The following is a 24834-nucleotide window of genomic DNA, read 5'->3' as shown; positions in this document are numbered from 1 at the left end:
TAACGAACTAAGCCTTAACCAAGTCTTAGGCAAACATTCATTTTCCGTTCATTAACTTGATGATTTAGCGGTGATATAAATAGATAAGAATGGCGATGTAAAAGGGGTTAAAATGCGCTAAACAAGCATTAGCGAACGTTTTATCTCCAAACGAACCCATTATCGAAGGAAATTCACTTTGAGATGGGCTTCTGACTTGCTCATATTGGAATGTGATGTTAGTATCCGCGCTCGCTTAAGCATGAACTTTTATGTTTAAGCATTACCACACACTCAAGGTCGCATTGAGGTGTGAAGTTAATTTTTACTAATTTGAGAGTAAAACTATGAAATTTGAAGCAGTAGTACGTACTGAACTAGGTAAAGGTGCGAGCCGCCGCCTACGTCACGCTGGTAAATTCCCAGCTGTAATCTACGGTGGCGAAGCTGAAGCTGTAGCTATCGAACTTGTTCACGCTGACGTGATCAACCAAATGGATAAGCCTGAATTCTACGAAGCAATCACTCTACTGATTGACGGCGCAGAAGTTAAGGTTAAGCCACAAGACGTTCAACGTCACGCGTTCAAGCCAAAAGTTGAGCACATGGACTTCATCCGTATCTAATTCCCTACCAAGGAATAAGATTGGATTAATCCAGCCTTCTGCATAGAAAAGATAATCGATCTTACCAGTCGAGAAATCTAGAAATTCGAAACCCCGATGCTACCAACATCGGGGTTTCACCGTTTTTGAGCCCTCAAAAACGTCACCGCTGCTTTAGAGAAACATCCTCACCCGCTCTACTTCTTGTAAAGCAACACCATCAGCAGTGATACCAACGGGCGCTGAGTTCAGTGGATACCACGCGATGCTGTCTGCTTCTTGTGCGGTTATCTCACCTTCCCATTGGGTTACCACAAAATAATGAATCAGCTGTAACGCTTTTGTTGGGTGGTAGAGTGAACACAAATAAGTGTATTCAGTTGGAGTAACGTTTAGTTCTTCGTTAAGCTCTCGAAACAATGTCTGAATTTGATTTTCACCCTGCTCTATATGTCCGCCAGGTATCGTTATTAAGCCGGGATCAGTGTCCTTAGAATCGCTGCGCTTTTCTAACAATACTTGTGATTCATTGAGCAAGATAAAAGAGACACACTCATGGACATCCATCGATTTTTCCTTAGACAAAAGTTTAGATAGTTAGACTTTCTTTACGACAACAGAGCCTGCAATGAAATCATGAATCGCTCTGCGCTTGTGATTGAACAGCATGGAAATGAACTCTAAAAGAACCCAACCGATCATTGCGTACCCAACAAAAATAAAGACTCGGCCTTGCTCTAAACTTTCCCAAGTCTGGCCGTAGAAAGACAGCTGCGCATAAGCATAAAGACTAAAAGGTATAAGCATGATTGGGACAATATCTCTCATACAAGACTGTTTGAGGGTTAGGTTTCGACTTTCAGATACATCCACTACTTTCACTCGAGTAACCATCTTACCGATTGTTTGCCCAAATTTAGCATGCATGCCAACGTAGTAAGTGATACCAATTAGTGAATTCACGACTCCCCAAACAAAAACACCACCTGAACTTATCACGCCTGAAAGTACGTAGTCGTCTATCCACTCCAAAGGCAAAAATACGATTGAATCTATCCAGATAGCAAAGAAGCGTCTCCAAAAATTAGAATACTTATTAGCGTACATCTTTGTCCTTGGTCTCTATTGGCAATAAAGCACAGACCCTACAACACATCAGTTTTTAATACATTCAACTGGCTATGATTTATAAAATAAATGCGAAGCGGTATGCATATGCCAATGATTTACCCCACCGATTTGCAAGCTCACTAACGCTCACGACAAGTTCTTGCTTAGCCTTTCATACAACTCCAAGGCTTCAACTTTAGAGGTTAATTGCCCGAGAGCGTATTGATACGCTAATTCAATATCGTCACTTTGTTCTGGATAATAACGCTTGGCTACAGCAGTACACTGGCTCAGGTTGGTGTACCAACTTCCGTCTTTCTCAGCGATAAAGTAGTACGCCGCCCGTACTAACTTCTTGCCAATCACTTTAGTAACGTCTGCATCACTCATGCTTTCAAAGCTTGGGGCCATTTGTTCAAGAAAAGTCGATAAATCACCATTAAGAGCTTGGGCGATTTCAATACTGGGCTTGTATTGTGGAAACTCAATAGATAAATCATTACCCCAAACACAACAGCAACAATGCTTGAGCCAAAACTGCCAATGGAATTTTTCTTTTGGCTGCAGAACTTCTGAAAGACAGCCAGGGTCAATATTAAGCTTACTCACTTGGGGGTATGCTTTGGGAATGGTGTCAGAAAGACGCTTAAATACTTCCTTTTCTTTTTGACCAACAGACTTAGAGAGGACTATAGAAACATCCAAATCCGAACGACCAACAATGGCCGTCCCTCGTGGAACGCTTCCATACAAGTAGATGCCATCAATTTGGTTCGGAAGTTCACTTAACAACGAGTCAATAACAGCATTCACGACATCTTGGAATTCAGGAGCGATATTCTCAGGCGAGTAAAGATTTTGAATGAATCCGCCTTTGTCTAGGCCTCTATCTAGCTTCTGCATGCCACTTTCCATTGTTATGCCTTTTCCCATTCAGAGCGTAGAACCGCCAACACAACGGTATCCCACCACTTCCCTTTAAAAAATCGGTGTTGCTTAAAATACGCTTCTTGCCTCATTCCGAGCACCTTACATAACTTAATCGCAGCCAAGTTCTTGCTGATGGTTTCCGCATAAATACGATGAACCCCTAACTCTGAAAACCCAAACTCAGCCAGAGCTTTAGCCGCTTCTATAGGTAGCCCTTTCCCTGAATTTCTCTCGCAAAAGCGCAGCCCATTGAAGCTTGCTGGTTATCTTCAAGTCGTAAACACACGGTTCCGATAAACTTCCCTGACTCTTTACTTTCAACAGCTAATTGATAGGACTGCCGAGGATCTTCCTCAGCCTGTTCAACAAACAATTGGGTGAGTTGTTGGTACTTACTAGGCTCACAATCAGTCTCATCATAGAAGCGCTGATATTTCGCATCCTGTGACATAACGACAAACGCGCTTTGATCCTCGAGCGTCATATCTCGGAGCACCAACTTATCAGTTTCCAGTTTGAACATCAAAATTCCTTTTTAACTCATAACCATGGAAGGGTAGGTCCCGGAGGTGTTCACTCGTATAGGTTCCCATTGTGTTTTAACCAACCGTGAGCGTGACGGTTGTTAGGGTCTCTGTGAGTCCAGTGAATGACACCACCTTTCTTGTTCCACTCGTATTCACCATAGAATTCAACTCGGTCTCCTTTTCTTATATCTTGAATACGAGGAGCCAAATCAATATTGTGTGCGACTAACACAGTTTGTTTGCTGTCCAATCGTAAGATGAATTTCTGATGTCGAGAGCCTTTATTATCATCTGGAAGTATTCGAAAAACTGTACCAGAGCCACTAACTTGTACATCGCTTTGATGACGTTCGTAAGCTTGTTTAAGACGAATATCATTGGCTTGAACATAACCAACACCAATGCAAAATGTTGCCAAAACTAGAGCAAAAAACTGTCTCATTCCTTTTTTCCTGTCGTTTCCATATTGAGGTATTCATTGGAATTGCTGGCTAAGTAATTCCTTACTTAACGATACTTATATTGAGTAGGACAATAACCCCTCGACACTTCAGAGCTACGAAGTTTTACATGTTTTGTCGCACGGCCTGCGACGCGAGCACGCCACAGTTTGAAACTTCCGAGCTTTAAATGACTACGCATAAAACGAATTACTTGTGACTCATTCAAACCAAACTGCAACTCTATCGCCTCAAATGGCGTTCGGTCTTCCCACGCCATTTCAATAATTCTTGATTCACTCTCTTTAGATAATTTCATGCATACTCTTCCTTTATAAACTGGGAGAAATACGCTCGTCTTAGATTTAAAGATCACAGGGTGATCACTTTGAACTCCACGACTTATAAAGTTCGATAAAACAACAGGCTAGCAGCGAGGCAATCATGGGGTTAAATAAGCTTGTGCGAATTCTCTAAGCACTCTCGCATTGTTGTGGTATTTGCTATCCCCGCACTTTATGCCATCGATTCTGATGTCCGGGCTGGAATAAGCAGGTATAACATCTCGCTCATAAGACATCACTGTCCCTCTGTCAGCACAAATTGCACCGAAGGAATATTGAGGAGCTCTTGGATACTTGCCAGAAATGTAACTTTCAATACTATCAAAGTCTTTCAATAACGTTTTGTAGTCATGATTAGCACCACTTAAATGGCCAATTTCATGCTCCATTAAGTAATCAGGGCAGTTTATCGCTAAAGAAAAAAAGTAGGATACAGAAGATGACATACCACAATAATCAGACTCAAAGCTAAAATTATAATTAGAAAATACTATCCCAGTAAAAATGGGGACGCCGTCTTCTGTTGTTTCTGGAATCGGTTCTTCCATCGAGAGTTTTAATAACCTCTCTGCTGCGCCCAAATCTTGAAACCAAAGGCTGTCGATTTCAGACGTATAAATCACCTTGGTGACTTTTCGCGTCATAGGAATGCAGGAGTTTTTCAACACCAGATTCGAATAGCTTTCCCATGTCGCTATTTTAGAGGCAACAAATGCTTTGGAATATTCGGCTAATACAGATTCATCAACATAAAGATGGATCTCTGTATTCAAAACCTCACTCTTCGCACAAGTAGGAAACTCGATGCTTTGAGCATTGGAGAGTCGACTATTGCTCAACACTATAATCAAAACACAACCAACTAACTGGATGAGCCTTTTAAAAGAACTCTCACTGACTCGTGTATTCATTTCCACCCTCTCCCTATATTCAAAACCACAAAGAGCATCACAAATGCCGTGACTTAAGATTCATATCAATCACCATTACACATATAAGCATTGGCCTCTCAAAGTAACCTACACTATCTGTGTTTTTCAGAAAACAAAAAGCTCGCCATGCAATGACGAGCTTTATTGATTATGGGAGCTTAACGGTTATAAGACCCTGGCATTAACAAGGCCCAAATACGAAGAAATCTAAAGTATTAAGACACCTGATCGCGCAAAGCCAATTCAACGTTTTTCAACACTTTGAACTCTTCGCGAGTACAACCGCGTGCCACGGAAACCCAATGGTCGCCAGTTTCATCGGCTCCTTTAAACTCTGCACGCAACTCATATCTTCGCCATGTAACAAACGCCAAGATAAAGGTCAGTGCAAGCATCGGTAAACCGAACTGAGGAACAAATGCCCAAGTCGCAGCCGAGAGAACTAAAGCCAACGAAACAATATTGATTGCGTTTTCTTTAAGACCCAATTGACGAATTTCTAACTGTTTGATTTTACGTAAGCTGTACACATCTTTCTTAACTCGGAGTTCGTTAGAGCTCACCAGAAAATCTGATGCTTTGTATGACCTACGAAGTCGCACTAAATTCGCTAACCTGTTGCGTGTTTGATTCTTTTTCATCGCCTTTCTCCATGTTATTAAAGGTTAGTAAAAACTAATATAATCATGAAGTTAATGAACGAGTGCTTATTTTATAAATCAAACTAATATTAAAATCAAGCTTATGCAATTAATAACACTTATAACAACACTATTTTACATGTTAAATTTCAATAGAAAGAAGGCTTATTAAGGAATCTACTCATCATAAATCGGTGTACTTTGGTTAAGTTAGATATAGGCCGATAGTGATTCCGATAATCGACCGAACATACTAAACGGCGGGCATGGTTCACCCTGCTTTGTAACTACTTATTTCAAAGAGATTTTTGCAATGAATCTCACGCTCTAGGAATGCTGAACCACGGTCACATAACGCTCCATCTTCCATAATCAGAACAACCACCCTCCCTCTTGAGCATTGATTTTTTGAATACCAAAATCATTCAATTGAACATATCAACATAGCTTATCGATTGAGCAATTGATCTCATAACAAAGAGACTGTACGCTTACATTATGCACACGGTTACACCTAATGGAGGTCACGATGAATGAACTACTGACATGCGCTATGGAACAGAAACAACGAACAACAGTGACGAGTTTATTCGCAAGAAATGGATTCAAGATCGCGGCTACTGACTTTGATGATGTGACTTTCGAACGAGAGAGTGTGTTGGTCAATGTTCGTTTTGATGCGTCTTCAAACGTTGAATCGATTTCAATTCTAAACAACTAACGAGCTCACAAGCAGGTCGCTAAAATAATGAATGGCCAACATTCGAGTCATTTTAGCGTATCTTGCGACCTGCCATTTTCTACTTCATCCCCATCCTCTTCTTTTCAAAAGCCACCGAGTGACAATTAAATCAATAACTCGCAATTCCATGAGCTTGGCTTATATTTATTAATACCCTTTGAACAAAAATTCGAAATGATGCCTATGTTCCTAACTCGGTTAATTTATGTCAGTACGCTTTCCGAATGTTGTGATTCCAAAGCATTGGAGGAGATACTCGCTATCTCGCGAGATCATAATCGGCAAAGCCATTTAACGGGGCTTCTCAGCCATAATCAAAAGTACTTTCTTCAGTGTATTGAAGGGTCTAGAGAGGCCGTTAACCACACGTACAATCATATTCTTAACGACGAGAGACACAATCACGTCGCAATACTTTATTTTAAAGAGATTGATAGTAGAGAATTTGGAGATTGGTCGATGGGAGACATTCCGCAGTCCAATTTAACCGATCTGTTGAACTTACAGTTTTCAACGTCAGACCAATTTAACCCATATGAAATGTCTGGCGAAAGTGCTTACCGAATGCTTTTAGAGTTGAAACAGAATTTGCCATCTGAGTGACAAAACTCAACTTGGAACGATTATTATAGAAGAACCTGCGACCAAATAAAGTTTTGTCATTTTGAGTTTAATAAAAGTTTAGATGTGCATCTCACCTTTTATTTTAGGACAAGAATTTAAACTTAAAAGTCCGAGTTGAGCATTTCAATATGCTCAACTCGGACTCTTCAACAATTAAGTTTAACGCTCTTGATTAATCTCGACGACCAGTCAACTCAATCGCTTGATCTTGTATATCAATTTGGAATTTCAAACCACCAGAAGATGCTTCATTGCGACCTTGTAATACAGGTTCTGATTCAACACGTTCTACATTAGTCTTATTTGGCACAGTTAGGTTCATGTCGATTGTACCTGTATAATTGCCGTCTGCCGCCAACGCAGTATTCATGGAAAAAGCCATAAGCCTAGTGCGATTAACTTGTTCATACGTCACCTCTGTATTTCATCATTCGTTTTTCTTTCGATAGAGTTACTTTAGCCATCAACAACCAAACAAATGAGGAAAACCGAGATTTACCAAATTGAAAACAGCCCTAAGAATTAGCTTTAAGGCAATTGCGTCTGTATCTCAGATAACACCTCATCTAACCCTTCACCTAGGGCTTCAACAAGCGCTTCATAACCTGCTTCTTTCAAGGGTACTTTAGATTCGAAGTCGGCACGTGCAAGTACTGTATCTTGGTCGCTCAATACCCAAGTTCCTTTCACTTCTGCGTTTCCGGTATAAGAACCATTGAACTGCTCAAAGGTTATCGTCAACTCTCTTTCGGGCTCTCCTGAACTATCAGAAGTATTGACCCGCTCTTCAAGCAGCCCTTCAAGGTTCTCAGCCCAAACGTGTTTACGCGCAGACACCAATTCATTTTCAGACTTGCGATACGCAATCCCTATTGTGTCGAGATAGTCTGGTAGCTCCACTCTCGTTTTAACCTTAAAGATCGGTTTATCTAGCGTACTTTCCGGCAAGAGGTAGGCGTTAGTACCATCAGTAGGCGTTGAACACCCTAAAAGCCCGAGGAGCGCGATAAGTGATATAAATAGCTTTCTCATTATTCCACTCCCTTAACTGGAATCGGGTCTTCTTCTACTTCGCTACCGAACACCAACGCATTCGGTTTGTCGTTCAGCACTTTAATCAGTGGGCGAAGCTCTTTTAACACATGTTCTAACTCTTCAGATGCACTGATCAATTGCTTGTAGGCGTCGGAATCATCGTCGTAGCTCTCTAATGTCGTCTCAAGTTGCTTCATGGTTTCACTGAGATCCTTTGGTAACGCTTTTGCGCCCTCACTATCCAGCAGTTCATCCATACTCTTTAGGGTGCTATCTAACGAAGCAAGCGAGCCATTTAAGTTAGCCACCGTGGCATCTAACGGAAGTTCATTAATTTTGGTTAAGAAGTCTGTGATCTGCTTTTGAATCTCGGTCAGGCCACCAGCCACAACAGGGAAGACAGGATAACCATCAAACTCTCTTGGCTCGTAAGGTTCTTCGTCTTCATAGAAGTTTATATCGACAAACAATGCGCCTGTAAGCAAGTTGCCCGTCTTCAAAGTCGCTCTTAAACCTTCTCCCATTTGAAGGTCGACTCGTTTGGCAAAGCTTTCAGCATTCACAGCCTTAAAGACTTCTGAAACTCGTTCTATCTCCAGCTTGATTAAGATAGGAATGCGATTCGAGACTTTGCCGTCTTTATCCATGCGAATCTGTAACGGCACTGTATCCACGGTACCAATTCGAACACCACGATACTCCACGGGAGCGCCTTTCTTTAGACCTCTGACTGACTCTTCAAACAACAATACGTAATCAATAGAAGTGGTGTATTTGCCCTGTAATACCGCATCGTAGTTATCATAAAGCGTGTACTCGTGTAGGTTTTCTTTGATTTGTGCTCCCGGCTTAATGCTCTCCGCGACATCAAAGCTCACCCCACCTGTCAAGATGCTTTCGATCGATGCAAAGTTGACGTCTAAACCATTCGCGCCAAACCGCACATCGATGCCAGAAGAGAGCCAGAACTGAGTCTTTTCGAAGATCAGCCCGTCATAAGGCGCGAAGATAAACAGTTGGTATTTGCCCTCTTTCTTTTGGTAATCGAAACTCGTTTTTTCCACACGTCCTACAACGAAACCATGGTGCAACACGGGCTCACCGACATTAAGTTGATTCGCCTTATGATGTGACACCACAATACGAATACCTTTTGTATCAGGTCCCGCGACAGGTGGCGTGTCGAGCACATCAAACTTCAACTGAGACTCGCTCGACTTACCCGGTTTTAACTCGATATAAGAGCCCGACAAAATGGTCTCTAGGCCACTGATACCATCGGTACCAACATGTGGCTCAACGACCCAGAATTGAGTGTCTGCATTAATCATGCGAGATGCTTTCTTGTCGATCTGTGCCTTCGCTATGATGTATTCATAGTCTTCACTCAAAGCGACATCGGTAATGGTTCCCACATGGACATTCTTAGACTTAATCGCCGTTTTTCCCGCTTCAATCCCCGAGGCGTCAGGTAAGATTAAAGTTATCTCTGGCCCACGATTGTTGAAGTATTGAAATAGCATCCAACACCCGACTAACACCGCAATAATCGGTACTATCCAGACTGGCGACAGCTCGCTCTTTTTTGATACTTTTGCATCTGAAGTATTTTGCTTTTCCATATGTCCCACACCTCTTTGGGGAGATTACTTCCATATAATTCGGGAGTCGAAAATCATCGCCGACAACATCGTAAAGATGACCACCGACGCAAACGACAGAGCCGCTGGACCTGGATAAATAGCCATCACGCCATCCAATTGAACCAATGCCACCAAGATAGCGACTACGAAAATATCTATCATCGACCAGCGGCCAATAAATTCAGTCACGCGGTAGAGCTTTAAGTAGCGATTCGCCCTTTGCTCGGTGAGCCCATGCACCCTTTTGGCATTCCAGTACAAATAAGCCAAAGCGACCATCTTCGCCATTGGGATAAAAACACTCGCAATAAGAATGATAAGTGCCACAGGGTATGAACCCATATTCCAAAGTAAGATAACCCCTTCCATGATGGTTGAGCCCTCGCTACTTCCAAAAGCCGAGGTATACATCATCGGGTACAAGTTAGCGGGGATATAAAACACCACCGAAGTAAACAACAGCGCCCACGCTATCTGTAGGTTTTTGATTGGTTCAAAGCGATGTAAGTGCGTGTGGCAGCGTGAGCAGTGATGTTTACTCTCACTGTAGCTGTGTACTTGTCCGCAAATGTGACAGGCTAGATGCTGCTTATTTTGAAAGATGCTTCCTACCATTTGATCTTGTGAGTTTTTCGTTGGTACTAAGCGATCCCATAACCAATCAAAGTCCACCAAAGATATCGTCTTTACCACCAGCATGGCATAAATGCAAAACGCCCAGAACGACAGGCCCATGGATACATCAGCCAAAGACGCTATCTTAATCAAGCTCACCAACACACCAATTAAGAACACATCGACCATCAACCATGGCTTTGCCCAACTTAATGACTTCAAAGCCAAAAACGTAAAACGATTGGATGCGTAATGAACATGTTTATTTCGGTCAACAAGCAGATAGAACCAGAGAGATAAAACCAAAAAGTACGCAGGTAAAAGAATGACGGCCAAAAAAAGTAAGATGGCGATCAGGCTGTTGTCCATTCGATTCATCATATCGACAGCTTGATACAAAGTAATTTGTTGGCTAATTCCTTGAACACTGAACGACATGTAAGGAAAAGTGAGGCTCATTATCAACGTAATAAGACTGGCGACCGCATAAGCCATCACACCCTGCTCTTTGTGATGCCCAACACTCGACAAGGTATGGGAGCATCTTGGACAAGACGCTTCGCTGCCCGCAGACAACTCTTCAAACTGACTAACCAGCCCGCATTCGTGACATGACTTGGTAAAGCGTTCAGGCAAAGACGTCCCCTTTGATGTTAATAAGCAACTAGACACTCTAGGTAAATATAAGTAAGGGTTGGATTTTTTGCCAATCTGCACACAATGAAAAGATAGCGATATATTAGAAATGAGAGGTGGAAAGATAAAAAGGAGATGACCGAGTGGCCACCTCCACGTTAAGTATTCACAAGTTTCGTTACTAGCTAAACAAAGCCTAGTTGTGATTATTATCTAACTGGTAGAAAGTCACTTGCGCATAATCACTGTCGGCACTTGAGTTATCTTGTAAGTAGATACCTGCTTTAAAGTACATGTAGTTATCAGCATCGTCATAACCGCTGTTACTCATATTCACTTCTTTTGCCGCTAGCTCTGAACCATTCTGGCTAATCGTCGTGATCAACTTGTCGCCTTCGACAACAATGGAGTACGAGAAGGTTTCATCTAACGCAATGCCATCACTTGGGTTGCTGGTGTTATTCAAGTCACCGTCAGAAGTGACCATGTTACCTAACAAGTTATGCCAAGTTTCATCACCTCCAGTCGATTTAGAGGTTTCATGAGCAAAGTAGATCGCGCCTTTGTCGTTACCTGGCAATTTATGATAGTACAGACGAATCGGTTCGTTTTTCTCAGCGTGGATCTGACCGATCACGATTCGACCAACTTGCTCTGTGTTTGAGGTCGTAGTCGTCACATGGTTGATGGCTAGCGTTGCATTCAACGTACCGTCAATGCCACCAAAGTCAGCCTGTTCACTCGATGGAATCGACGAGAATGCCCAGTTGTTGTCTTTACCAGAGGTAGAGTAAGAAGTGTCGCCACGACGCAGCATTTCTCGTAGTTCAGTACGCACATACTTAGTTCCACTCGATGTGGTCACGCCTTCAACTGGTGTATAGAACACCAAGCCGCCATCACTGCCTGTATAGAAGAACTGATCTTCATAACCCCCATCCAGCGTGTTCTCTTTAATAGAAGTTGCGTAACCATCTCCTTCATCAACAGGGATGCTGACATACCAATCGAGTAAGTCAAAGTTGCCTGATGGCGGTAGATTTGGATCAAGACCGTAGTCAGGGCTGTCATTACCACTGATTTCGACTTCAGTAATGTTTGTCCAAACACTTTGAGCACTGTTTTCAAATACTTTGATACGAATCCAGCGAGCTTGAACATCTGTTACATCATAGGTTTCAAAACCTGATGTGCTGCCACTGCTGTATCCATAGTAAACCTTGTCCCAGCTGCTTGAGCTTTCATCTGCTAATGCTCTGATCTCGAACTTATAAGTTTGTTCTTCTCCTTTACCCCAAGCTATCGCGACGTCTTGAACATTTTGTACTGATCCTAGATCGAGCACTAGATTAACAGGGGCATTTTGAGCCGCCCAACGCGATGACCAGTCTGTGCTGCCATCAATCGCATTTGATGCTGGATAAGAGTTATGAGCTCCTCCCCAGTCTGATGCAGATTGAATATTCAGTGTTTCAGCCGACGCTCCACAAGAAGCCATCGCCAAAAGAATTGAGCACGACAGTGGTTTGCAAAACTTAAGGTTGCAAGGGTTAAAAATCATACAAGTCTCCATGATATATTTCACGTATATTGTTTATTCCATAGTTTGTAGGGTGTTACCGAAGTAACGGAAACCACTATAGGACAATATTTGTACGACAAGTTGAACAAACATCACGTTCATGAATTATTATATTACAAATAAATAACTATGTGACATGTACCATTCTTATACCAAACACATCATCTAATAAGGCGTCTATATAACTCGAAGTTTTTACGCTTCGTTGTTAACCCCTTTTGTTACTCTCACACAGCACGACAACATCAACACGATTAGCTTTTGATGAAATCCTGTTTAAGCTTCTCTTCTAATGCTTGAATACAAAGTTGGATGGCGATAGGCGTGTTGGAAGTGAATGGGGTCAGCGCATAAACCGTGTTGGTCGGTAGTTGGAAGCTTGGCATTATGTCGACCACTTCATTGGATAACTGAGAGAGGTAGAAATCTGGAATCACACCGATACCGACACCAGATTTGATCAAGGCAAGGCAGCTGTGGAAAGAATTGGTGGTGCAGCTTGCTTGTTGTTGGTAAACGAAGTCTGTTTCAGTGTGAGAGGTAAAGTAATGAGAGATCTGTTTCCCCTGCCACGAGTTAGCAATATAAGGGATAGAATCAAGCTCGCGTTCACGCATGCTTTCAATGCCACACAACACGTCTTTAAATTCGCCCAAGCGTTTCTGTTTGAGGTTACTGTCACGAGAACTGCCCACTCGTACCGCGAGATCAATATCGTGTTCCATGAAGTCTAGATGTTGATCGTCGCTTATCAGTTCTGGCTTTAGCTTCGGATATTGCTTCATCAGATCGGCAATGACAGGCGCAACCAACAAGTCCATTAACGCATTCGGAGCTGTGATACGAATCCGGCCTTGTGGCTCTTCTAGCTCGGCTTTTGCCATATCCCAAGCCGATTCAGCGATCACGTTGATGTCTTTGCAACTCAAATAAAAGCGCTCACCCATACTGGTTAGAGTTTGCCTTCGTGTTGTACGCTTGAGGAGTGAAGCGCCTAGCTCTTGTTCCAGTATTTTGAGGTGCTGACTGACAACAGATTTAGACAACTCTAACTTTTCAGCCGCAGCCGATACTGAGCCCTGCTCTACGATATGAGCGAAAATCGACATCTGCTTTAGCTTACTCATTTTATTGTTCTCTTTTTACATACAGTACTTTCTATTATCTCTGTTTTTCAATTCAATTTCCAAGACTAAACTGAATCCAACTTATCAAGATACCTAATCAAAGAAACAGTGTTTGAAAGAAGACTGCTATGGAGAGAAAACAATGTTAAACAACCAAGTATTAGAAGCATGTAAGCAAGGCATTAACGCATGGCAAAAAGCATTCAACAGCCAAGATGCAAAAGGTTGTGCAGACCAATACACTGAGGCTTGTGTGATGGAAGCTCGTCCATTCGGCACGTTTGAAGGCCGTGAAGCGATTCAAGCATTTTGGCAAAACATCATCGACCAAGGCTTCAAAGACGTTGATTACACAGACGTTAAATGGGAAGAGCACCCTGAAGGCGGTTACATTCTTACCGCTAGCTGGACAATGAACAAAGCGTTTGGTGTTGTACATCGTGAACACTGGGCACTTGAAGCCGATGGCTGCGCTCGCTTAGTCAGCGACGACTTCGAAGTTCAAGGCGAACGCTAGAAGCTAGAACTGCAGCATAAAGCATAGAAACAGAAAACAAAAAGCCAGCAATCCAAATGGACTGCTGGCTTTTTAATGTTCACTCTTGTCGCCTTTTCACTTGATTTGAAGGTGATTGAGTGACTCTACACAATCACTCAACACGCTCATCATTTCAAATCAAAATGCCTGGTAAGGCAGAGCAAATCCAAGTCAAAGTTACAGTGCAGCTTTCTTCGCTTCTGTAATCCAACCATCAAACGTGCTCTGGTTCGCTTTGATCCAACCATTTACGTGCGCTTCGATATCCGCAGAGCTGTTCTTACCTTTACTCATCATCATGTTCTGAGCACTTACATCATTGATGTTAAGTTTGATGATTTCGAAAAGCTTCGCTGCTGATGGGTTGTTCTTTGCAAACTCTTTATTCGCAATAATGCGCATTGAGTTCATTTCGAAGCCGTAGTTTTTGCCGTTAGATAACGTCGTATCCACGTTCGAACGCTCGCCAGGAAGTGCTGAGAAAGGTACTTCTAACCAAACTACATCTTCGTTAGGCACCAATACGCCACTTACCCAGTAAGGTGTCCACGTGTAGTAAAGGATTGATTCACCCTTTTGGTAACGAGAAATTGTATCTGCAATGATTGCAGCGTAGTTACCTTGGTTGTGAGTTACCGTATCGTCCAGTTTGAACGCTGAAAGTTGGTGTTCAATCACCATCTCACAACCCCAACCTGGGTTACAGCCTGTTAGGTCTGCTTTGCCATCACCGTCCGCATCAAACAGCTTCGCGATTTTTGGATCCGTTAATTGACCAATGTTAGTGATGTTGTACTTTTCAGCCGTTTTTTTATCAATTAGGTAACCCTGAGCAGCGCCGCTTACATATTGGCCTTCACGGTAGAATTTCTCATCACCACCAGCCATTGTGTATTTGTCAGCATGAAGCGGGAACCAACCTACTGTTAGGAACGTTGCATCACCCTTTGCAATTGAAGTGTAACCTACGTTGTAATCCACTTCTTGAGTTGATTTCACGTCATAACCCAGTTCTTCTAAAGCACGGTTAACGATCAATGTTTGGAATGTCTCTTCCGCTACAGACGATTGAACAGGCTGAACTGATACGCCCTCACCCGGTAGGCTTGCTGCCCACACGTTAGTCGATACTGCTAGTGTAGAAACGATGCTTACTGCGAGTTTACTCTTCCATGAATTATTCATTGGTGTTTTTCCTTAATTGAAGTTCTGATTTGTTACCGCGATTAAGTACATTCAGTACAAGGGAAACAGGCCCCATGCGATACCAGCGTAATTTTGTATTACCAGCGTTGACACCCAATACTTGGGTGATGCGATCTAATAAGATGGCTAAGATAACGATGCCTAAACCACCAACAGCGGCCAGTCCCATATCCAAACGGCCAATACCTCTCAGTACCATTTGACCTAAACCGCCTACCGCAATCATTGATGCGATAACCACCATCGATAACGACAACATCAGTGTTTGGTTCACGCCCGCCATGATGGTTGGCAATGCAAGTGGCAGTTGAATTCGGTAAAGCATCTGCTTTTTACTTGCACCGAATGAGTGACCCGCTTCGATCAATTCTTCCGGTACTTGCTGAATACCCAAGATGGTCAAACGAACGACAGGAGGAAGTGCGAATATAATGGTCACCACGACACCCGGAACGTTACCGATACCAAACAACATTACGATCGGTACTAAGTAAACGAAGGCTGGTGTGGTTTGCATAGCATCCAAAATTGGGCGCACGAATTTAGCCGCCGTGTTACTTCGGGCGAGCCATATCCCCATGGGTAAGCCAATCAATAGGCAGAAGAATACGGACGTCATGACCAGTGACAATGTGGTCATAGCTTCAGACCAAGCGCCAATCAAGCCAATGAAAGTCAAAGACACCGCCGTTGCAACGCCAAGTTTCAAGTTTGAAAACTGCCACGCCACAAGAAACAAGATGATCAACATGAATGGCGCAGGTGTAGACACCAACGCCGTTTCAAATGAACTTAGAATAAAATCGATAGGCACACGAATCGCTTGGAATAATGGGCGTCCGTGCTCAACCAACCAATTCAGTCCAGACTCAACCCAAGTGTCGACAGGCAACACAGCCTCTGCAAAAGGGTTCAGTGGATCAAAAGGTGTCGTTTCAACGGTTTCGCTGCTTAACCAATCCGCTGATGGTGAGGTATCAGTGGCTTGACCCCAAGGATCACTTGCAGGTTGAGCTGCAGGAGCCGATTGAGACCATGGATCATTGTTTGTTTGTTCAGACGACATGATCTACCCCTTATCCAATGTTTGTAACAGTCGTGACTTAGTTACCACGCCAAAGTAATTACCTTGCTCATCCACAACAGGCACTGAGTAAGGCACACCACCAACTAGGCCAAGCACATCATTGATTGGTAAATCTGGATTCAGAGTTAAGCCATCATCTAGCTGAGCGCTAACCAATGATTTGTTCTCTTTGTGGGCTTTGCGAAGGGAATCGATAGAAACAATGCCTGAGTAACGACTGCTCTTTTCAACCACTATGCCGAATTCACGGTCGTTATCCATCAAAATTTGCAGCGCCGAGGCTGGGCCATCGTGTTCTGACTTTTTAAATACCGCAGCTGGCTTCTTACGCGCAATGTCTTTTACAGTAAGCACGCTTGCCACGTTCACACCACGGAAGAAAGCTTCGACATAATCGTTGGCTGGGTTATTAAGAATATCGTCTGGAGTACCTACTTGAACCACTTCGCCATTTTGCATAATCGCAATTCGGTCACCGATACGCATCGCTTCATCCAAATCATGCGAGATAAAAACAATGGTTCGTTTATCGTCATTTTGAAGGCGAATAAGCTCATCTTGCATTTCAGTACGAATCAAAGGATCGAGCGCCGAGAACGCTTCATCCATCAATAAGATATCTGGGTCACATGCTAGTGCACGAGCCAAACCAACACGCTGCTTCATACCACCAGATAGTTCATCTGGGTAAGATTCTGAATATGCGCCAAGGCCAACACGTTCAAGTGCTTCAAGTGCTGACTGCTTTCGTTGCTCAACTTCAACACCCGCAAGCTCTAGACCAAATGCGGCATTCTCGATAACCGTCATATGCGGCATCAAAGCGAAATTTTGGAAAACCATGGAGATGTTGTTGCGGCGAACTTCGCGGAGTTCATCTTCTGAGATGTGGGCAATGTCTTTGCCTCGAAGAAGCACATTACCTTTGGTAGGTTCGATCAAGCGGTTAAGAAGGCGTACTAGGGTTGATTTGCCAGATCCTGACAGTCCCATTATGACGAAAATCTCGCCTTCTTGAATACTAAGAGAAACATCGTTAACGCCGATCGTTAGCCCTGTTTCTTCGAAAACTTTATCTTTATTTGCGCCTTCATTAATCATTGTAAAAGCACGGTCGGCGTCTTCACCAAACACCTTGTACAGTCCCTTAACTTCCAGTATGGGATCCATGTAATCTAATCCTTTCTTAGTTGTTTAAACTAATAGTTATTTAAACGTAAAAACGGTCATTTAAACTTAAAAACGGTTATTTAAACCCGAAAAACAATTAGCACTCTAAGCAATATGAAGATGTAAATCAAGGGGCTACATACTGCAAACCATTTTTAAAACCACCAGCCAACACCATAAAAACAAGACTAAAAATCAAGCATAAAACAAACAAATCATTGATAATAATCAAAATTAATCCGCACAAAATGTAAGCAAAATTATATATTACTTACTGATAGATTATTGAATATTTATTTCACATTAGAACAATTAATAGGCTAAACAAACTAAAACTACCCACCAATAGTTCGTGTACAAATAATTTGAATACAAACTAATTTTACGTGTTTCAAGATATTCGTAGTCAACCTCGCAACATGAGAGATGGCTAATTTAACTGAAAATAGCACTCTTAATTTCACCTACTTTCAGGTAACGAGGCAAAGTTCCATAAGGGTTGAACTTTAACTTTATGACTTAAATAGCACCGACTGTGAGACTTGCTGCAAACTATTAAATAACGTCAGCTCGCAGCAACAGACCACTTGTAGAGTGCTCATTGCTGAGCCATTCTTTATAAAAGAAATAAGCATTTTCCCGTGACGAAATAGAGAAAAAGACAAGGAATTCGAATGATAAAAATGTTGGTGTGTGACTTTGACGGTACGCTTGATGGAGGCTCATCTCACGGTGTTAACCAGCTATTTGACTACCTCACAGAACAACCTGATATTCGCTTTATCATCGCGACAGGAAGAACATTACCTTCGATTCGAATGGGTTTAGAATCGGATAACTACCCGAAACCACACAGTATTATTAGCGATGTGGGCACCAAAATTCATCATGTTCATTCCCAAAAACCAGACCATGTTTGGCATAACCAACTGGAAGCTTCTTGGAACAAATCAAAGGTAGAGACGGCTCTCGCACCCCTTGATTTTATGGGTGAGCGGATAGAGAACCATCAAGGCGATTACAAGATCACCTTTGAAGGAAAGCTTTCAGAGCCTCAACACGAACTGATTGAATCTAGCTTGGAGATGCACGGATTAGATGTTCACCTTACTTACTCTCATGATTGGTACTTAGATATCACACCAAAAGGCGTTAACAAGGCGACTGCGATTCACCACCTACTCGAACAACACGATTTGAGCGTTGCAGAAGTGTGTGTCGCAGGTGATTCAGCTAACGACACCTCAATGCTCACGATTGAGGGCGTAAACTCGATACTGGTCGCTAACCATTACCCAGAGGTTGCTCACCTATCGGATAGAGACAACGTATACACGAGTAGAGCAACACATGCTGAGGGTGTGTTAGAAGGCCTTAAATACTGGCAAGGGCGTGCAGCAACGGGTAATTAGAAATAAGTAGAGGTGACCGACTGCTCCCTACTTGCTATCCTTATTTCCAACCGGGAAGCCAATGATCCTTGTCGGTGAGATCCCGCCAGTTGATGTCTTCCTCACGTTTGGTCATCACCGCTTCTATCAAACAACGAATGACCTCCCCTTCTTCAAACTCGACCTCTGTGACCATAAAGTGTTTTTCTTTCTTTATTGGGCTAACGGCCGTCCATTTACTGCGAAGTAGTTTCTTTGGATTGATTCGATTCATGAGCTTATTTCTCGCTTAGATGTCATTGATTATTATGGATTGTCTAGCCGACACTGAGTAATAGTCTTCGTCGCAAGAAAAGGATCAAAAAAAGCCAGCGATTAGGCTGGCTTCGTTCAGTTAGCTATTTCTCGTTAAAGATTAGCCGTTTTTAGGTGGATCAAATGCCGTGAGTTCTAAAACTGGACCTGTGTATTTTTCAATCTTCACAAGCGCAGAGTTTGCAGCACAGCCATTCGCCAAACGAGAAGTCGGGATATCCAACGTAAGCACGTTACAGCCACCGTTTTTACATAGACCTGTATCTTTATCTAAATCAGGCCAACCGCCTTCATGGATACATACAGCGCCTTGTTTGATGCCATCAGTCACTAATGCACCAACCAGTACTTGTCCACGATCGTTGTATGCACGAACCAAGTCACCCGTTTTGATGCCACGTGCTTTCGCGTCTTCTACGTTAATTGAGATAGGCTCACGGTTACCGATCGCATACTCTTCACGGATCTTCGCATAGTTAAATTGGCTGTGTAGACGATGTGCTGCGTGCGCCGTCATCAATTGAAGCTCATCACTTTTCGCTTTACCAAAGAACTCTGTAGGCTCAATCCATGTAGGATGAGCAGGACAATCTGCAAGCTTGTAGCCTTCGATGGTTTTAGAGAAGATCTCAATCTTACCACTTGGCGTACCTAGCGGGTTCATCACAGGGTCTTTACGGAAATCAGCATGACGAACGAACTGCGCTGCCTTCTTGTTGTACTTCATTTCAATAAACTGATTATCATCCCAGAACTTACCAAACTTAGGCATACGTACACGTGCAGATTTTCCCGCTTTTTGTGCTGCATCGTAGAAGCCTTTCAGCCAAGCCATTTCGTCTTTGCCTTCGGTAAAGACATCACGACCACCCGCTTTGATCATCTCAGACATATCTGCGAATACGTCGAAATCGTTACGAGCTTCACCTTGAGGCTCAACCGCTTTCTTCATCGGCACTAAGTGTTGGTTACTGTAATCACCTGTCATCGTCATATCATTACGTTCAAACGATGTAGTAATTGGCAGAACAATATCCGCGTGCTTAGCCGCAGCAGTCCAATAGATTTCAGAGATAACCACAAGTTCCGGTTTCTGCCACGCTTTGATCAAACGGTTGGTGTCTTGGTGGTGAGTGAAGTTACCACCGCCCGCCCACCAAATCATTTTCAGATCTGGGAATGTCAGTTCATGGCCGTTATGCATGTATTTTTTGCCTGGATTTTCCAATGCTTCTGTAATACGAGCAACAGGGAAGCTATTCACCGCGCCCGAAACTGCCCAGTCATTACCAGCAGAAGAACCGCCGCCGATTGAAGCTGAAATCGCAGGTAATACACCAGCATCGCGTGTTGGGTTACCACCATTAGAATAGTGATAAGACAGACCAAAACCACCACCTGGAAGGCCAATCTGACCAAGCATTGCTGCAAGAGTCACTACCATCCAGTGGCGTTGCTCACCGTATTGTTGACGCTGAATGCCCCAACCCGCCATAAGCATAGTGCGGTTCTGGCTAAAAATATCTGCTAGAAGCTCAAGTTGTTTCGCAGGTACGCCTGTGATCTCTTCAGCCCATGCAGGAGTCTTTTCAACACCGTCTTCTTTACCCATTAGGTACGCTTCAAACTTATCGTAACCACTGGTGTACTTATTTAAGAACTCGACGTCATGCTTACCCTTCTTAACTAAAGAGTGCGCGATACCCATCATCATTGCGACGTCGGTCATTGGGCGCGGTGCAATCCACTGAACTGCGTCACCAAAGAAGTCGATAGTTTCAGAGCGCATTGGGTCGATAGCGATGATTGTCTTGCCAGACTTCTTAAGTTTGTGGAAGAACTCTAGGCCTGAACAGTCGGTTGAACTCCATGCAATCTTAAGCGTGTTCATTGGGTTCATACCCCACAACACAACAACGTCTGAGCTCTCTAGTACCACAGGATGAGTGGTTTGCTGTTCATAAACTTCGATAGATCCCATTACGTGCGGCATGATCACTTGAGCAGCACCAGTTGAGTAGTCACCTAAGTGACCTGAGTAACCACCAGCCAAGCTCATGTAACGTTGTAGTAGCGTTTGTGCTTTGTGCAATACACCACTTGAACGCCAACCGTAAGAACCCGCGAATACAGATTCAGGGCCACTCTCTTTACGGATACGCATATGTTGTTCGTGGATCAACTTATAAGCTTCATCCCAAGACACTCGAACGTATTCATCTGCTCCACGAGTTCCTGTTGGATCGGATGGGTTATCTAAGAAGCCTTTACGTACCATTGGGTATTTAATACGAGCTTTGGTATGAACCTGATCAGGACCTGTCGTTTGTAAACTATTTGGCACTGTTTGTGCGAGAGCATTCGTCGTTGAAACTAGCTTGCCATCTTTCACTTCACATAACATTGGCCCCATACGACCTGCTGTTAATATACCTTTACCACGCTTATTCGCAGCCGATGCTGTCATTGGCGTCAATGATGTGAATGCCAACGCACCAGCAGCCATGCTTGTTCCTTTGAGGAATCCGCGACGAGTAATATCTGTCATAATTATTTCCCTTTTGTTTCTTAGTGGCCAGCCACATCTTTTGCGTGGTTCTGGAAGTATTTAGTAAGAAGTTCTAAATCTTGGTCTGAAATGTCAGTTCTTTCGCCCATGCCTTTCGCAACGGGGCCCCAAGCATTAACGGTGAAGTGGTTCGCGCCAATTTTTGCGTGGCATGTCGAGCAGTAAACGTTGTCGAGTTCTTCAGCGTACTCCCAGATTGGCTCGAGTGAATCCAGTACAGGCGCATCAACGTTCGCGGTTAGCACCGCCGTTCGCCATTCATTGCCGTACGCATCCGTTTTAAAATCACCAACTTCAAGGCTCTGTTGCCCTTGGTCTGTCAGCATCGCAACGATTGAGCGTTGACCTTCGCCGTAGTAAAGCACTTGTTCTGCACCCTTCATTTGGTAAGCATGCAACTCGATTTTGCGCTCAGTACCTTCAACACTTTTCACATCTAGGCGTGCCGTTGGATTGATAGTGCCAAGGTCACCAATACTGATGGTTTCTGCTGAGTAAACGACTTTCGCATTCGGGTCTGTTTTCTCAGTGAATGCCATCAAGTTGTCGAAAGCTTCGCTGTCCATTTCTGGCTCAGGAGCAAAGTGAGCAACACCTTTGTGGCAATCGATACAAGTCTGATTATTCTCTTGCCCGTATTCATGCATTTTCGCCGCATCTTCAGATTGCTCGTAGCTATCCATCGCGTCGAAAGTATGGCAAGAACGACAAGTAGCAGAATCACTTTCACGTAGTTGAGCCCAAACGGTTTCGGCCATCGCCATACGGTGCTCTTCGTATTTGTCTTCGGTATCAATTTTGCCAGTCACAAACTCGTGATAAATGTCTTTAGACGCACGAATCTTGGTGATTACGTAGTCAATTGGGTCGGAAGGAATATGGCAGTCAGAACACTCAGCTCGAATGCCTTTTGCATTACTGAAGTGGATTGAACCTTCATATTCTTCATAAGGGATTTGCATTGTGTGGCAAGAAGTACAGAACTCAGTGCTCGATGTGTAGTGCATAACGGCAGCAGTACCGCCCAGCGTTAACCAGCCAATACCTATACCGACAGCAGCAATAAGAGCGATATATCGTTTTTTAATAGACATATTTAGAAATCATCTTCAACAATTAGTAACAATTGCGATCAGAATAATACTTTAGGGTTAGTCACTATTGATTCACGTCATACATTGTCTTTATTGATAATAAAGAAAGTGAGCAATGAGACTTCAATACAACTCACTTATAACCATGACTGCGCAATCAATTGGTTTAATATTCATAAAACAAATAAAGCTAATCTCATTTATAAAATTCAACTAAGAATAACTACACGCCTTCCTACTTAAATCGCACTAAAATCAAGATAAGGAGTAATGAACACGCCTATAATATTTGCAAACTTATGGCATTGAATTAGGTATGAACCAAACAGAATTCCAACAAAAAATAGCGAGTTTCACCTCGATTGAACAAGCGCTTGATTACTTCGAAATAGGGTTTGATAGCAAGTTCATCAACCAAAATAGAGCCGAGCTTGTGAAGCGCTTTAATGGTTATCTGATCCTGTCAAAACCCGATGATTGGTTCTCTGGACGAAGAGCGCTGAAAAACGCTTATTGTAAAGTTCAACGCAGCAAGTTAGATCGCCACACACGTTCTGCCTGTCGTGGGTGTACAACTTGTCAGCGTCGATAGATAGGAAGTACTGTTCAAAATAGAGAACTAAAAAGTAGATAGTTGAAATAACATCTCATTACGATTTAGTTAGTGGTTTGCTCGAAAAAAAGTGTGCTAGTCTTACGGCAACTCAACTACGAGATAAAAACTACAATGAAAATTTTCAGCAATTTCGAAAGCGGCAACATTCACGTCGTTTCAGCAGATTCACCACAAAACATTCAACTGACTATCCCAGCAGACTACCAAACTGAAATCTCTCAGTGGTTTCACTTCCGCTTAGAAAGTGAAGCTCAACAAGCTCACCACTTTGAAATCGGTCAATTGGCAACATCTGCCTACCCTGAAGGTTGGAAAGACTACGATGTGGTTGCATCGTATGACCGTGAAGAGTGGTTCCGTATCCCATCTCAGTTCGATGGCGATACATTAAGCTTTGATATCATCCCTGAACACGATTCAATGTACTTCACGTACTTCGCACCGTACTCATACGATCGTCACCAAGATCTTCTGCACAGTGCTCAAACGCACCCTGCTTGTAAGCTTGAAACTCTAGGCCACACGCTAGACAACAACGACATCACTTTGCTAACTATCGGTGAGCCAAGTGAAGAGAAGAAAAACATCTGGGTTATTGGTCGCCAACACCCTGGCGAGACGATGGCTGAATGGCTGATCGAAGGTCTGCTACAACGCCTACTTGATGAAACAGATACGGTTGGTCGCTCTCTGCTAGACTGCGTTGTGTTCCGCGTTGTACCAAACATGAACCCAGATGGCAGCATCCGCGGTCACCTGCGAACTAACGCGATTGGCGTAAACCTGAACCGCGAATGGCAATCACCTTCTATGGAACGCAGCCCAGAGGTATTCCTTGTTCGCGAGCGTATGCTAGAGACGGGCGTTGACCTATGTCTAGATATTCATGGCGACGAAGCGATTCCATATAACTTTGTAGCAGGTAGCGAAGGCACACCTTCTTACAACGAGCGCATCGCGAAGCTAGAAAATCACTTCAAGCAAGCACTGCTCACTATCACGCCAGAGTTCCAAGATGAATTTGGTTACGATAAAGACGAACCAGGCAAAGCAAACATGACAGTTGGCACAAACTGGATTGGTGAGCAGTTCAAGTGTTTGGCTTACACCGTCGAAATGCCATTTAAAGATCACATCAGTCACGCTGACGAACTTTACGGCTGGTCTCCAGAGCGAAGTGTCGCGTTTGGTCACGACATGCTAGCTGCGGTTTGGGCAACAGTAGACGAGCTATAAGGCGAACTAAGCTCATTAGCTTTACCTGTATCGCCTTTGGTTTATAAGAATCTGGGCTATAGATAAAACAAAGCCCAGCACTTGTGAAAGTGCTGGGCTT

General features: G+C 43.2%; 25 protein-coding genes and 2 pseudogenes. 7 read left to right on the top strand and 20 right to left on the bottom strand.

The features are described 5' to 3' along the window. Positions 1–326: 326 nt before the first annotated feature. Complete coding sequence (gene rplY / locus OQJ75_RS09370; RefSeq protein WP_017060373.1) at positions 327–605, top strand: 50S ribosomal protein L25; 279 nt, start codon at positions 327–329, stop codon at positions 603–605. 153 nt (positions 606–758) lie between these two features. Here the strand turns inward: rplY and OQJ75_RS09365 are convergent, their stop codons facing one another. The 8 genes and pseudogenes from OQJ75_RS09365 to OQJ75_RS09330 all read right to left on the bottom strand — a co-directional run bounded on the left by OQJ75_RS09365 (position 759) and on the right by OQJ75_RS09330 (position 5508). Next, complete coding sequence (locus OQJ75_RS09365) at positions 759–1151, bottom strand: NUDIX hydrolase (protein ID WP_265972754.1); 393 nt, start codon at positions 1149–1151, stop codon at positions 759–761. 30 nt (positions 1152–1181) lie between these two features. Next, complete coding sequence (locus OQJ75_RS09360; protein ID WP_265972753.1) at positions 1182–1691, bottom strand: RDD family protein; 510 nt, start codon at positions 1689–1691, stop codon at positions 1182–1184. Positions 1692–1841: 150 nt separating this feature from the next. After that, entirely contained in the window at positions 1842–2597 is a 756-nt protein-coding gene (locus OQJ75_RS09355; RefSeq protein WP_265972752.1) for a nucleotidyltransferase domain-containing protein, read from the bottom strand. A 14-nt stretch (positions 2598–2611) separates the two neighbouring features. Next, positions 2612–3075 (bottom strand): annotated as a pseudogene (locus OQJ75_RS09350) (GNAT family N-acetyltransferase). Positions 3076–3197: 122 nt separating this feature from the next. Further along, positions 3198–3593, bottom strand: coding sequence for a DUF3465 domain-containing protein (locus tag OQJ75_RS09345; RefSeq protein WP_265972751.1), 396 nt, complete (start codon positions 3591–3593; stop codon positions 3198–3200). A gap of 65 nt (positions 3594–3658) precedes the next feature. Then, complete coding sequence (locus OQJ75_RS09340; protein WP_265972750.1) at positions 3659–3910, bottom strand: TIGR03643 family protein; 252 nt, start codon at positions 3908–3910, stop codon at positions 3659–3661. Between the two features lie 123 nt (positions 3911–4033). Continuing rightward, positions 4034–4846 (bottom strand): hypothetical protein, encoded by an 813-nt coding sequence (locus OQJ75_RS09335; protein ID WP_265972749.1) that lies wholly within the window; start codon positions 4844–4846, stop codon positions 4034–4036. Positions 4847–5082: 236 nt separating this feature from the next. Further along, complete coding sequence (locus OQJ75_RS09330; RefSeq protein ID WP_004734639.1) at positions 5083–5508, bottom strand: hypothetical protein; 426 nt, start codon at positions 5506–5508, stop codon at positions 5083–5085. 529 nt (positions 5509–6037) lie between these two features. Between OQJ75_RS09330 and OQJ75_RS09325 the strand changes: the two genes are divergently transcribed. Both OQJ75_RS09325 and OQJ75_RS09320 read left to right on the top strand, forming a co-directional pair. Continuing rightward, entirely contained in the window at positions 6038–6229 is a 192-nt protein-coding gene (locus tag OQJ75_RS09325; protein ID WP_004734640.1) for a hypothetical protein, read from the top strand. A 204-nt stretch (positions 6230–6433) separates the two neighbouring features. After that, the gene (locus OQJ75_RS09320) at positions 6434–6853 is read left to right on the top strand and encodes a BLUF domain-containing protein (RefSeq protein WP_076645444.1); all 420 of its coding nucleotides are present in this window, start codon (positions 6434–6436) and stop codon (positions 6851–6853) included. Positions 6854–7046: 193 nt separating this feature from the next. Here OQJ75_RS09320 and OQJ75_RS09315 read toward each other — a convergent pair. The 6 genes and pseudogenes from OQJ75_RS09315 to OQJ75_RS09290 form a co-directional block, all read right to left on the bottom strand. Further along, positions 7047–7282: pseudogene (locus OQJ75_RS09315) on the bottom strand (hypothetical protein). Between the two features lie 120 nt (positions 7283–7402). Continuing rightward, entirely contained in the window at positions 7403–7906 is a 504-nt protein-coding gene (locus OQJ75_RS09310; protein WP_265972748.1) for a PqiC family protein, read from the bottom strand. After that, entirely contained in the window at positions 7906–9531 is a 1626-nt protein-coding gene (pqiB, locus tag OQJ75_RS09305) for an intermembrane transport protein PqiB (protein ID WP_265972746.1), read from the bottom strand. Before pqiB ends, OQJ75_RS09310 begins: the two co-directional genes overlap by 1 nt. A 24-nt stretch (positions 9532–9555) precedes the next feature. Next, the gene (locus OQJ75_RS09300; RefSeq protein ID WP_265972745.1) at positions 9556–10803 is read right to left on the bottom strand and encodes a paraquat-inducible protein A; all 1248 of its coding nucleotides are present in this window, start codon (positions 10801–10803) and stop codon (positions 9556–9558) included. 196 nt (positions 10804–10999) lie between these two features. After that, positions 11000–12364, bottom strand: coding sequence for a polysaccharide lyase family 7 protein (locus OQJ75_RS09295; RefSeq protein ID WP_265972744.1), 1365 nt, complete (start codon positions 12362–12364; stop codon positions 11000–11002). Positions 12365–12639: 275 nt separating this feature from the next. Then, positions 12640–13512, bottom strand: a complete 873-nt coding sequence (locus OQJ75_RS09290) for a LysR family transcriptional regulator (protein ID WP_265972743.1) — start codon at positions 13510–13512, stop codon at positions 12640–12642. Positions 13513–13654: 142 nt separating this feature from the next. Between OQJ75_RS09290 and OQJ75_RS09285 the strand changes: the two genes are divergently transcribed. After that, positions 13655–14029, top strand: coding sequence for a YybH family protein (locus OQJ75_RS09285; RefSeq protein ID WP_017633307.1), 375 nt, complete (start codon positions 13655–13657; stop codon positions 14027–14029). A gap of 198 nt (positions 14030–14227) precedes the next feature. Here OQJ75_RS09285 and proX read toward each other — a convergent pair whose 3' ends face one another. Genes proX through proV form a run of 3 tightly spaced genes read right to left on the bottom strand, consistent with a single transcriptional unit; the run spans position 14228 to position 17513 of the window. Beyond that, on the bottom strand, positions 14228–15235 hold the full coding sequence (gene proX / locus OQJ75_RS09280) for a glycine betaine/L-proline ABC transporter substrate-binding protein ProX (RefSeq protein WP_017065372.1): 1008 nt from the start codon (positions 15233–15235) through the stop codon (positions 14228–14230). Further along, positions 15228–16322 (bottom strand): glycine betaine/L-proline ABC transporter permease ProW, encoded by a 1095-nt coding sequence (gene proW, locus OQJ75_RS09275; RefSeq protein WP_048617625.1) that lies wholly within the window; start codon positions 16320–16322, stop codon positions 15228–15230. Before proW ends, proX begins: the two co-directional genes overlap by 8 nt. Positions 16323–16325: 3 nt before the next feature. Next, positions 16326–17513 (bottom strand): glycine betaine/L-proline ABC transporter ATP-binding protein ProV, encoded by a 1188-nt coding sequence (proV, locus tag OQJ75_RS09270; protein WP_265972740.1) that lies wholly within the window; start codon positions 17511–17513, stop codon positions 16326–16328. Between the two features lie 674 nt (positions 17514–18187). Between proV and OQJ75_RS09265 the strand changes: the two genes are divergently transcribed. Then, positions 18188–18925, top strand: a complete 738-nt coding sequence (locus tag OQJ75_RS09265; protein ID WP_265972739.1) for an HAD-IIB family hydrolase — start codon at positions 18188–18190, stop codon at positions 18923–18925. A gap of 40 nt (positions 18926–18965) precedes the next feature. Here the strand turns inward: OQJ75_RS09265 and OQJ75_RS09260 are convergent, their stop codons facing one another. From OQJ75_RS09260 to OQJ75_RS09250, 3 genes are all read right to left on the bottom strand, one after another. Continuing rightward, positions 18966–19178, bottom strand: a complete 213-nt coding sequence (locus OQJ75_RS09260; protein ID WP_017071930.1) for a TIGR02450 family Trp-rich protein — start codon at positions 19176–19178, stop codon at positions 18966–18968. Positions 19179–19319: 141 nt separating this feature from the next. After that, a complete protein-coding gene (locus OQJ75_RS09255) occupies positions 19320–21767 on the bottom strand; it encodes a molybdopterin guanine dinucleotide-containing S/N-oxide reductase (protein WP_265972738.1) in 2448 nt (815 codons plus the stop codon). A 20-nt stretch (positions 21768–21787) separates the two neighbouring features. Continuing rightward, positions 21788–22882: a NapC/NirT family cytochrome c gene (locus OQJ75_RS09250; protein ID WP_265972736.1), complete on the bottom strand. Its 1095-nt coding sequence runs from the start codon at positions 22880–22882 to the stop codon at positions 21788–21790. Between the two features lie 316 nt (positions 22883–23198). Here OQJ75_RS09250 and OQJ75_RS09245 point away from each other — a divergent pair, with 316 nt between their 5' ends. Together OQJ75_RS09245 and OQJ75_RS09240 are read left to right on the top strand one after the other, a co-directional pair. After that, the gene (locus OQJ75_RS09245) at positions 23199–23474 is read left to right on the top strand and encodes a nitrogenase-stabilizing/protective protein NifW (RefSeq protein WP_265972735.1); all 276 of its coding nucleotides are present in this window, start codon (positions 23199–23201) and stop codon (positions 23472–23474) included. A 135-nt stretch (positions 23475–23609) separates the two neighbouring features. Beyond that, the gene (locus OQJ75_RS09240) at positions 23610–24734 is read left to right on the top strand and encodes a M14-type cytosolic carboxypeptidase (protein WP_265972734.1); all 1125 of its coding nucleotides are present in this window, start codon (positions 23610–23612) and stop codon (positions 24732–24734) included. Positions 24735–24834: the final 100 nt, after the last annotated feature.

Origin of the sequence: Vibrio sp. 14G-20 (genome assembly GCF_026241515.1) — a bacterium.
Classification (GTDB): domain Bacteria; phylum Pseudomonadota; class Gammaproteobacteria; order Enterobacterales; family Vibrionaceae; genus Vibrio.
Note: the sequence above shows the minus strand (reverse complement) of the source record. Positions and strands in the feature narration are given on the sequence as shown.

What these genes read in the sequence shown, in the direction of transcription:
- rplY (WP_017060373.1), top strand. Translation starts at nt 327, where the DNA reads ATGAAATTTGAAGCAGTAGTACGTACTGAACTAGGTAAAGGTGCGAGC.
- OQJ75_RS09365 (WP_265972754.1), bottom strand. Translation starts at nt 1,151, where the DNA reads ATGGATGTCCATGAGTGTGTCTCTTTTATCTTGCTCAATGAATCACAA.
- OQJ75_RS09360 (WP_265972753.1), bottom strand. Translation starts at nt 1,691, where the DNA reads ATGTACGCTAATAAGTATTCTAATTTTTGGAGACGCTTCTTTGCTATC.
- OQJ75_RS09355 (WP_265972752.1), bottom strand. Translation starts at nt 2,597, where the DNA reads ATGCAGAAGCTAGATAGAGGCCTAGACAAAGGCGGATTCATTCAAAAT.
- OQJ75_RS09345 (WP_265972751.1), bottom strand. Translation starts at nt 3,593, where the DNA reads ATGAGACAGTTTTTTGCTCTAGTTTTGGCAACATTTTGCATTGGTGTT.
- OQJ75_RS09340 (WP_265972750.1), bottom strand. Translation starts at nt 3,910, where the DNA reads ATGAAATTATCTAAAGAGAGTGAATCAAGAATTATTGAAATGGCGTGG.
- OQJ75_RS09335 (WP_265972749.1), bottom strand. Translation starts at nt 4,846, where the DNA reads ATGAATACACGAGTCAGTGAGAGTTCTTTTAAAAGGCTCATCCAGTTA.
- OQJ75_RS09330 (WP_004734639.1), bottom strand. Translation starts at nt 5,508, where the DNA reads ATGAAAAAGAATCAAACACGCAACAGGTTAGCGAATTTAGTGCGACTT.
- OQJ75_RS09325 (WP_004734640.1), top strand. Translation starts at nt 6,038, where the DNA reads ATGAATGAACTACTGACATGCGCTATGGAACAGAAACAACGAACAACA.
- OQJ75_RS09320 (WP_076645444.1), top strand. Translation starts at nt 6,434, where the DNA reads ATGTTCCTAACTCGGTTAATTTATGTCAGTACGCTTTCCGAATGTTGT.
- OQJ75_RS09310 (WP_265972748.1), bottom strand. Translation starts at nt 7,906, where the DNA reads ATGAGAAAGCTATTTATATCACTTATCGCGCTCCTCGGGCTTTTAGGG.
- pqiB (WP_265972746.1), bottom strand. Translation starts at nt 9,531, where the DNA reads ATGGAAAAGCAAAATACTTCAGATGCAAAAGTATCAAAAAAGAGCGAG.
- OQJ75_RS09295 (WP_265972744.1), bottom strand. Translation starts at nt 12,364, where the DNA reads ATGATTTTTAACCCTTGCAACCTTAAGTTTTGCAAACCACTGTCGTGC.
- OQJ75_RS09290 (WP_265972743.1), bottom strand. Translation starts at nt 13,512, where the DNA reads ATGAGTAAGCTAAAGCAGATGTCGATTTTCGCTCATATCGTAGAGCAG.
- OQJ75_RS09285 (WP_017633307.1), top strand. Translation starts at nt 13,655, where the DNA reads ATGTTAAACAACCAAGTATTAGAAGCATGTAAGCAAGGCATTAACGCA.
- proX (WP_017065372.1), bottom strand. Translation starts at nt 15,235, where the DNA reads ATGAATAATTCATGGAAGAGTAAACTCGCAGTAAGCATCGTTTCTACA.
- proW (WP_048617625.1), bottom strand. Translation starts at nt 16,322, where the DNA reads ATGTCGTCTGAACAAACAAACAATGATCCATGGTCTCAATCGGCTCCT.
- proV (WP_265972740.1), bottom strand. Translation starts at nt 17,513, where the DNA reads ATGGATCCCATACTGGAAGTTAAGGGACTGTACAAGGTGTTTGGTGAA.
- OQJ75_RS09265 (WP_265972739.1), top strand. Translation starts at nt 18,188, where the DNA reads ATGATAAAAATGTTGGTGTGTGACTTTGACGGTACGCTTGATGGAGGC.
- OQJ75_RS09260 (WP_017071930.1), bottom strand. Translation starts at nt 19,178, where the DNA reads ATGAATCGAATCAATCCAAAGAAACTACTTCGCAGTAAATGGACGGCC.
- OQJ75_RS09255 (WP_265972738.1), bottom strand. Translation starts at nt 21,767, where the DNA reads ATGACAGATATTACTCGTCGCGGATTCCTCAAAGGAACAAGCATGGCT.
- OQJ75_RS09250 (WP_265972736.1), bottom strand. Translation starts at nt 22,882, where the DNA reads ATGTCTATTAAAAAACGATATATCGCTCTTATTGCTGCTGTCGGTATA.
- OQJ75_RS09245 (WP_265972735.1), top strand. Translation starts at nt 23,199, where the DNA reads ATGAACCAAACAGAATTCCAACAAAAAATAGCGAGTTTCACCTCGATT.
- OQJ75_RS09240 (WP_265972734.1), top strand. Translation starts at nt 23,610, where the DNA reads ATGAAAATTTTCAGCAATTTCGAAAGCGGCAACATTCACGTCGTTTCA.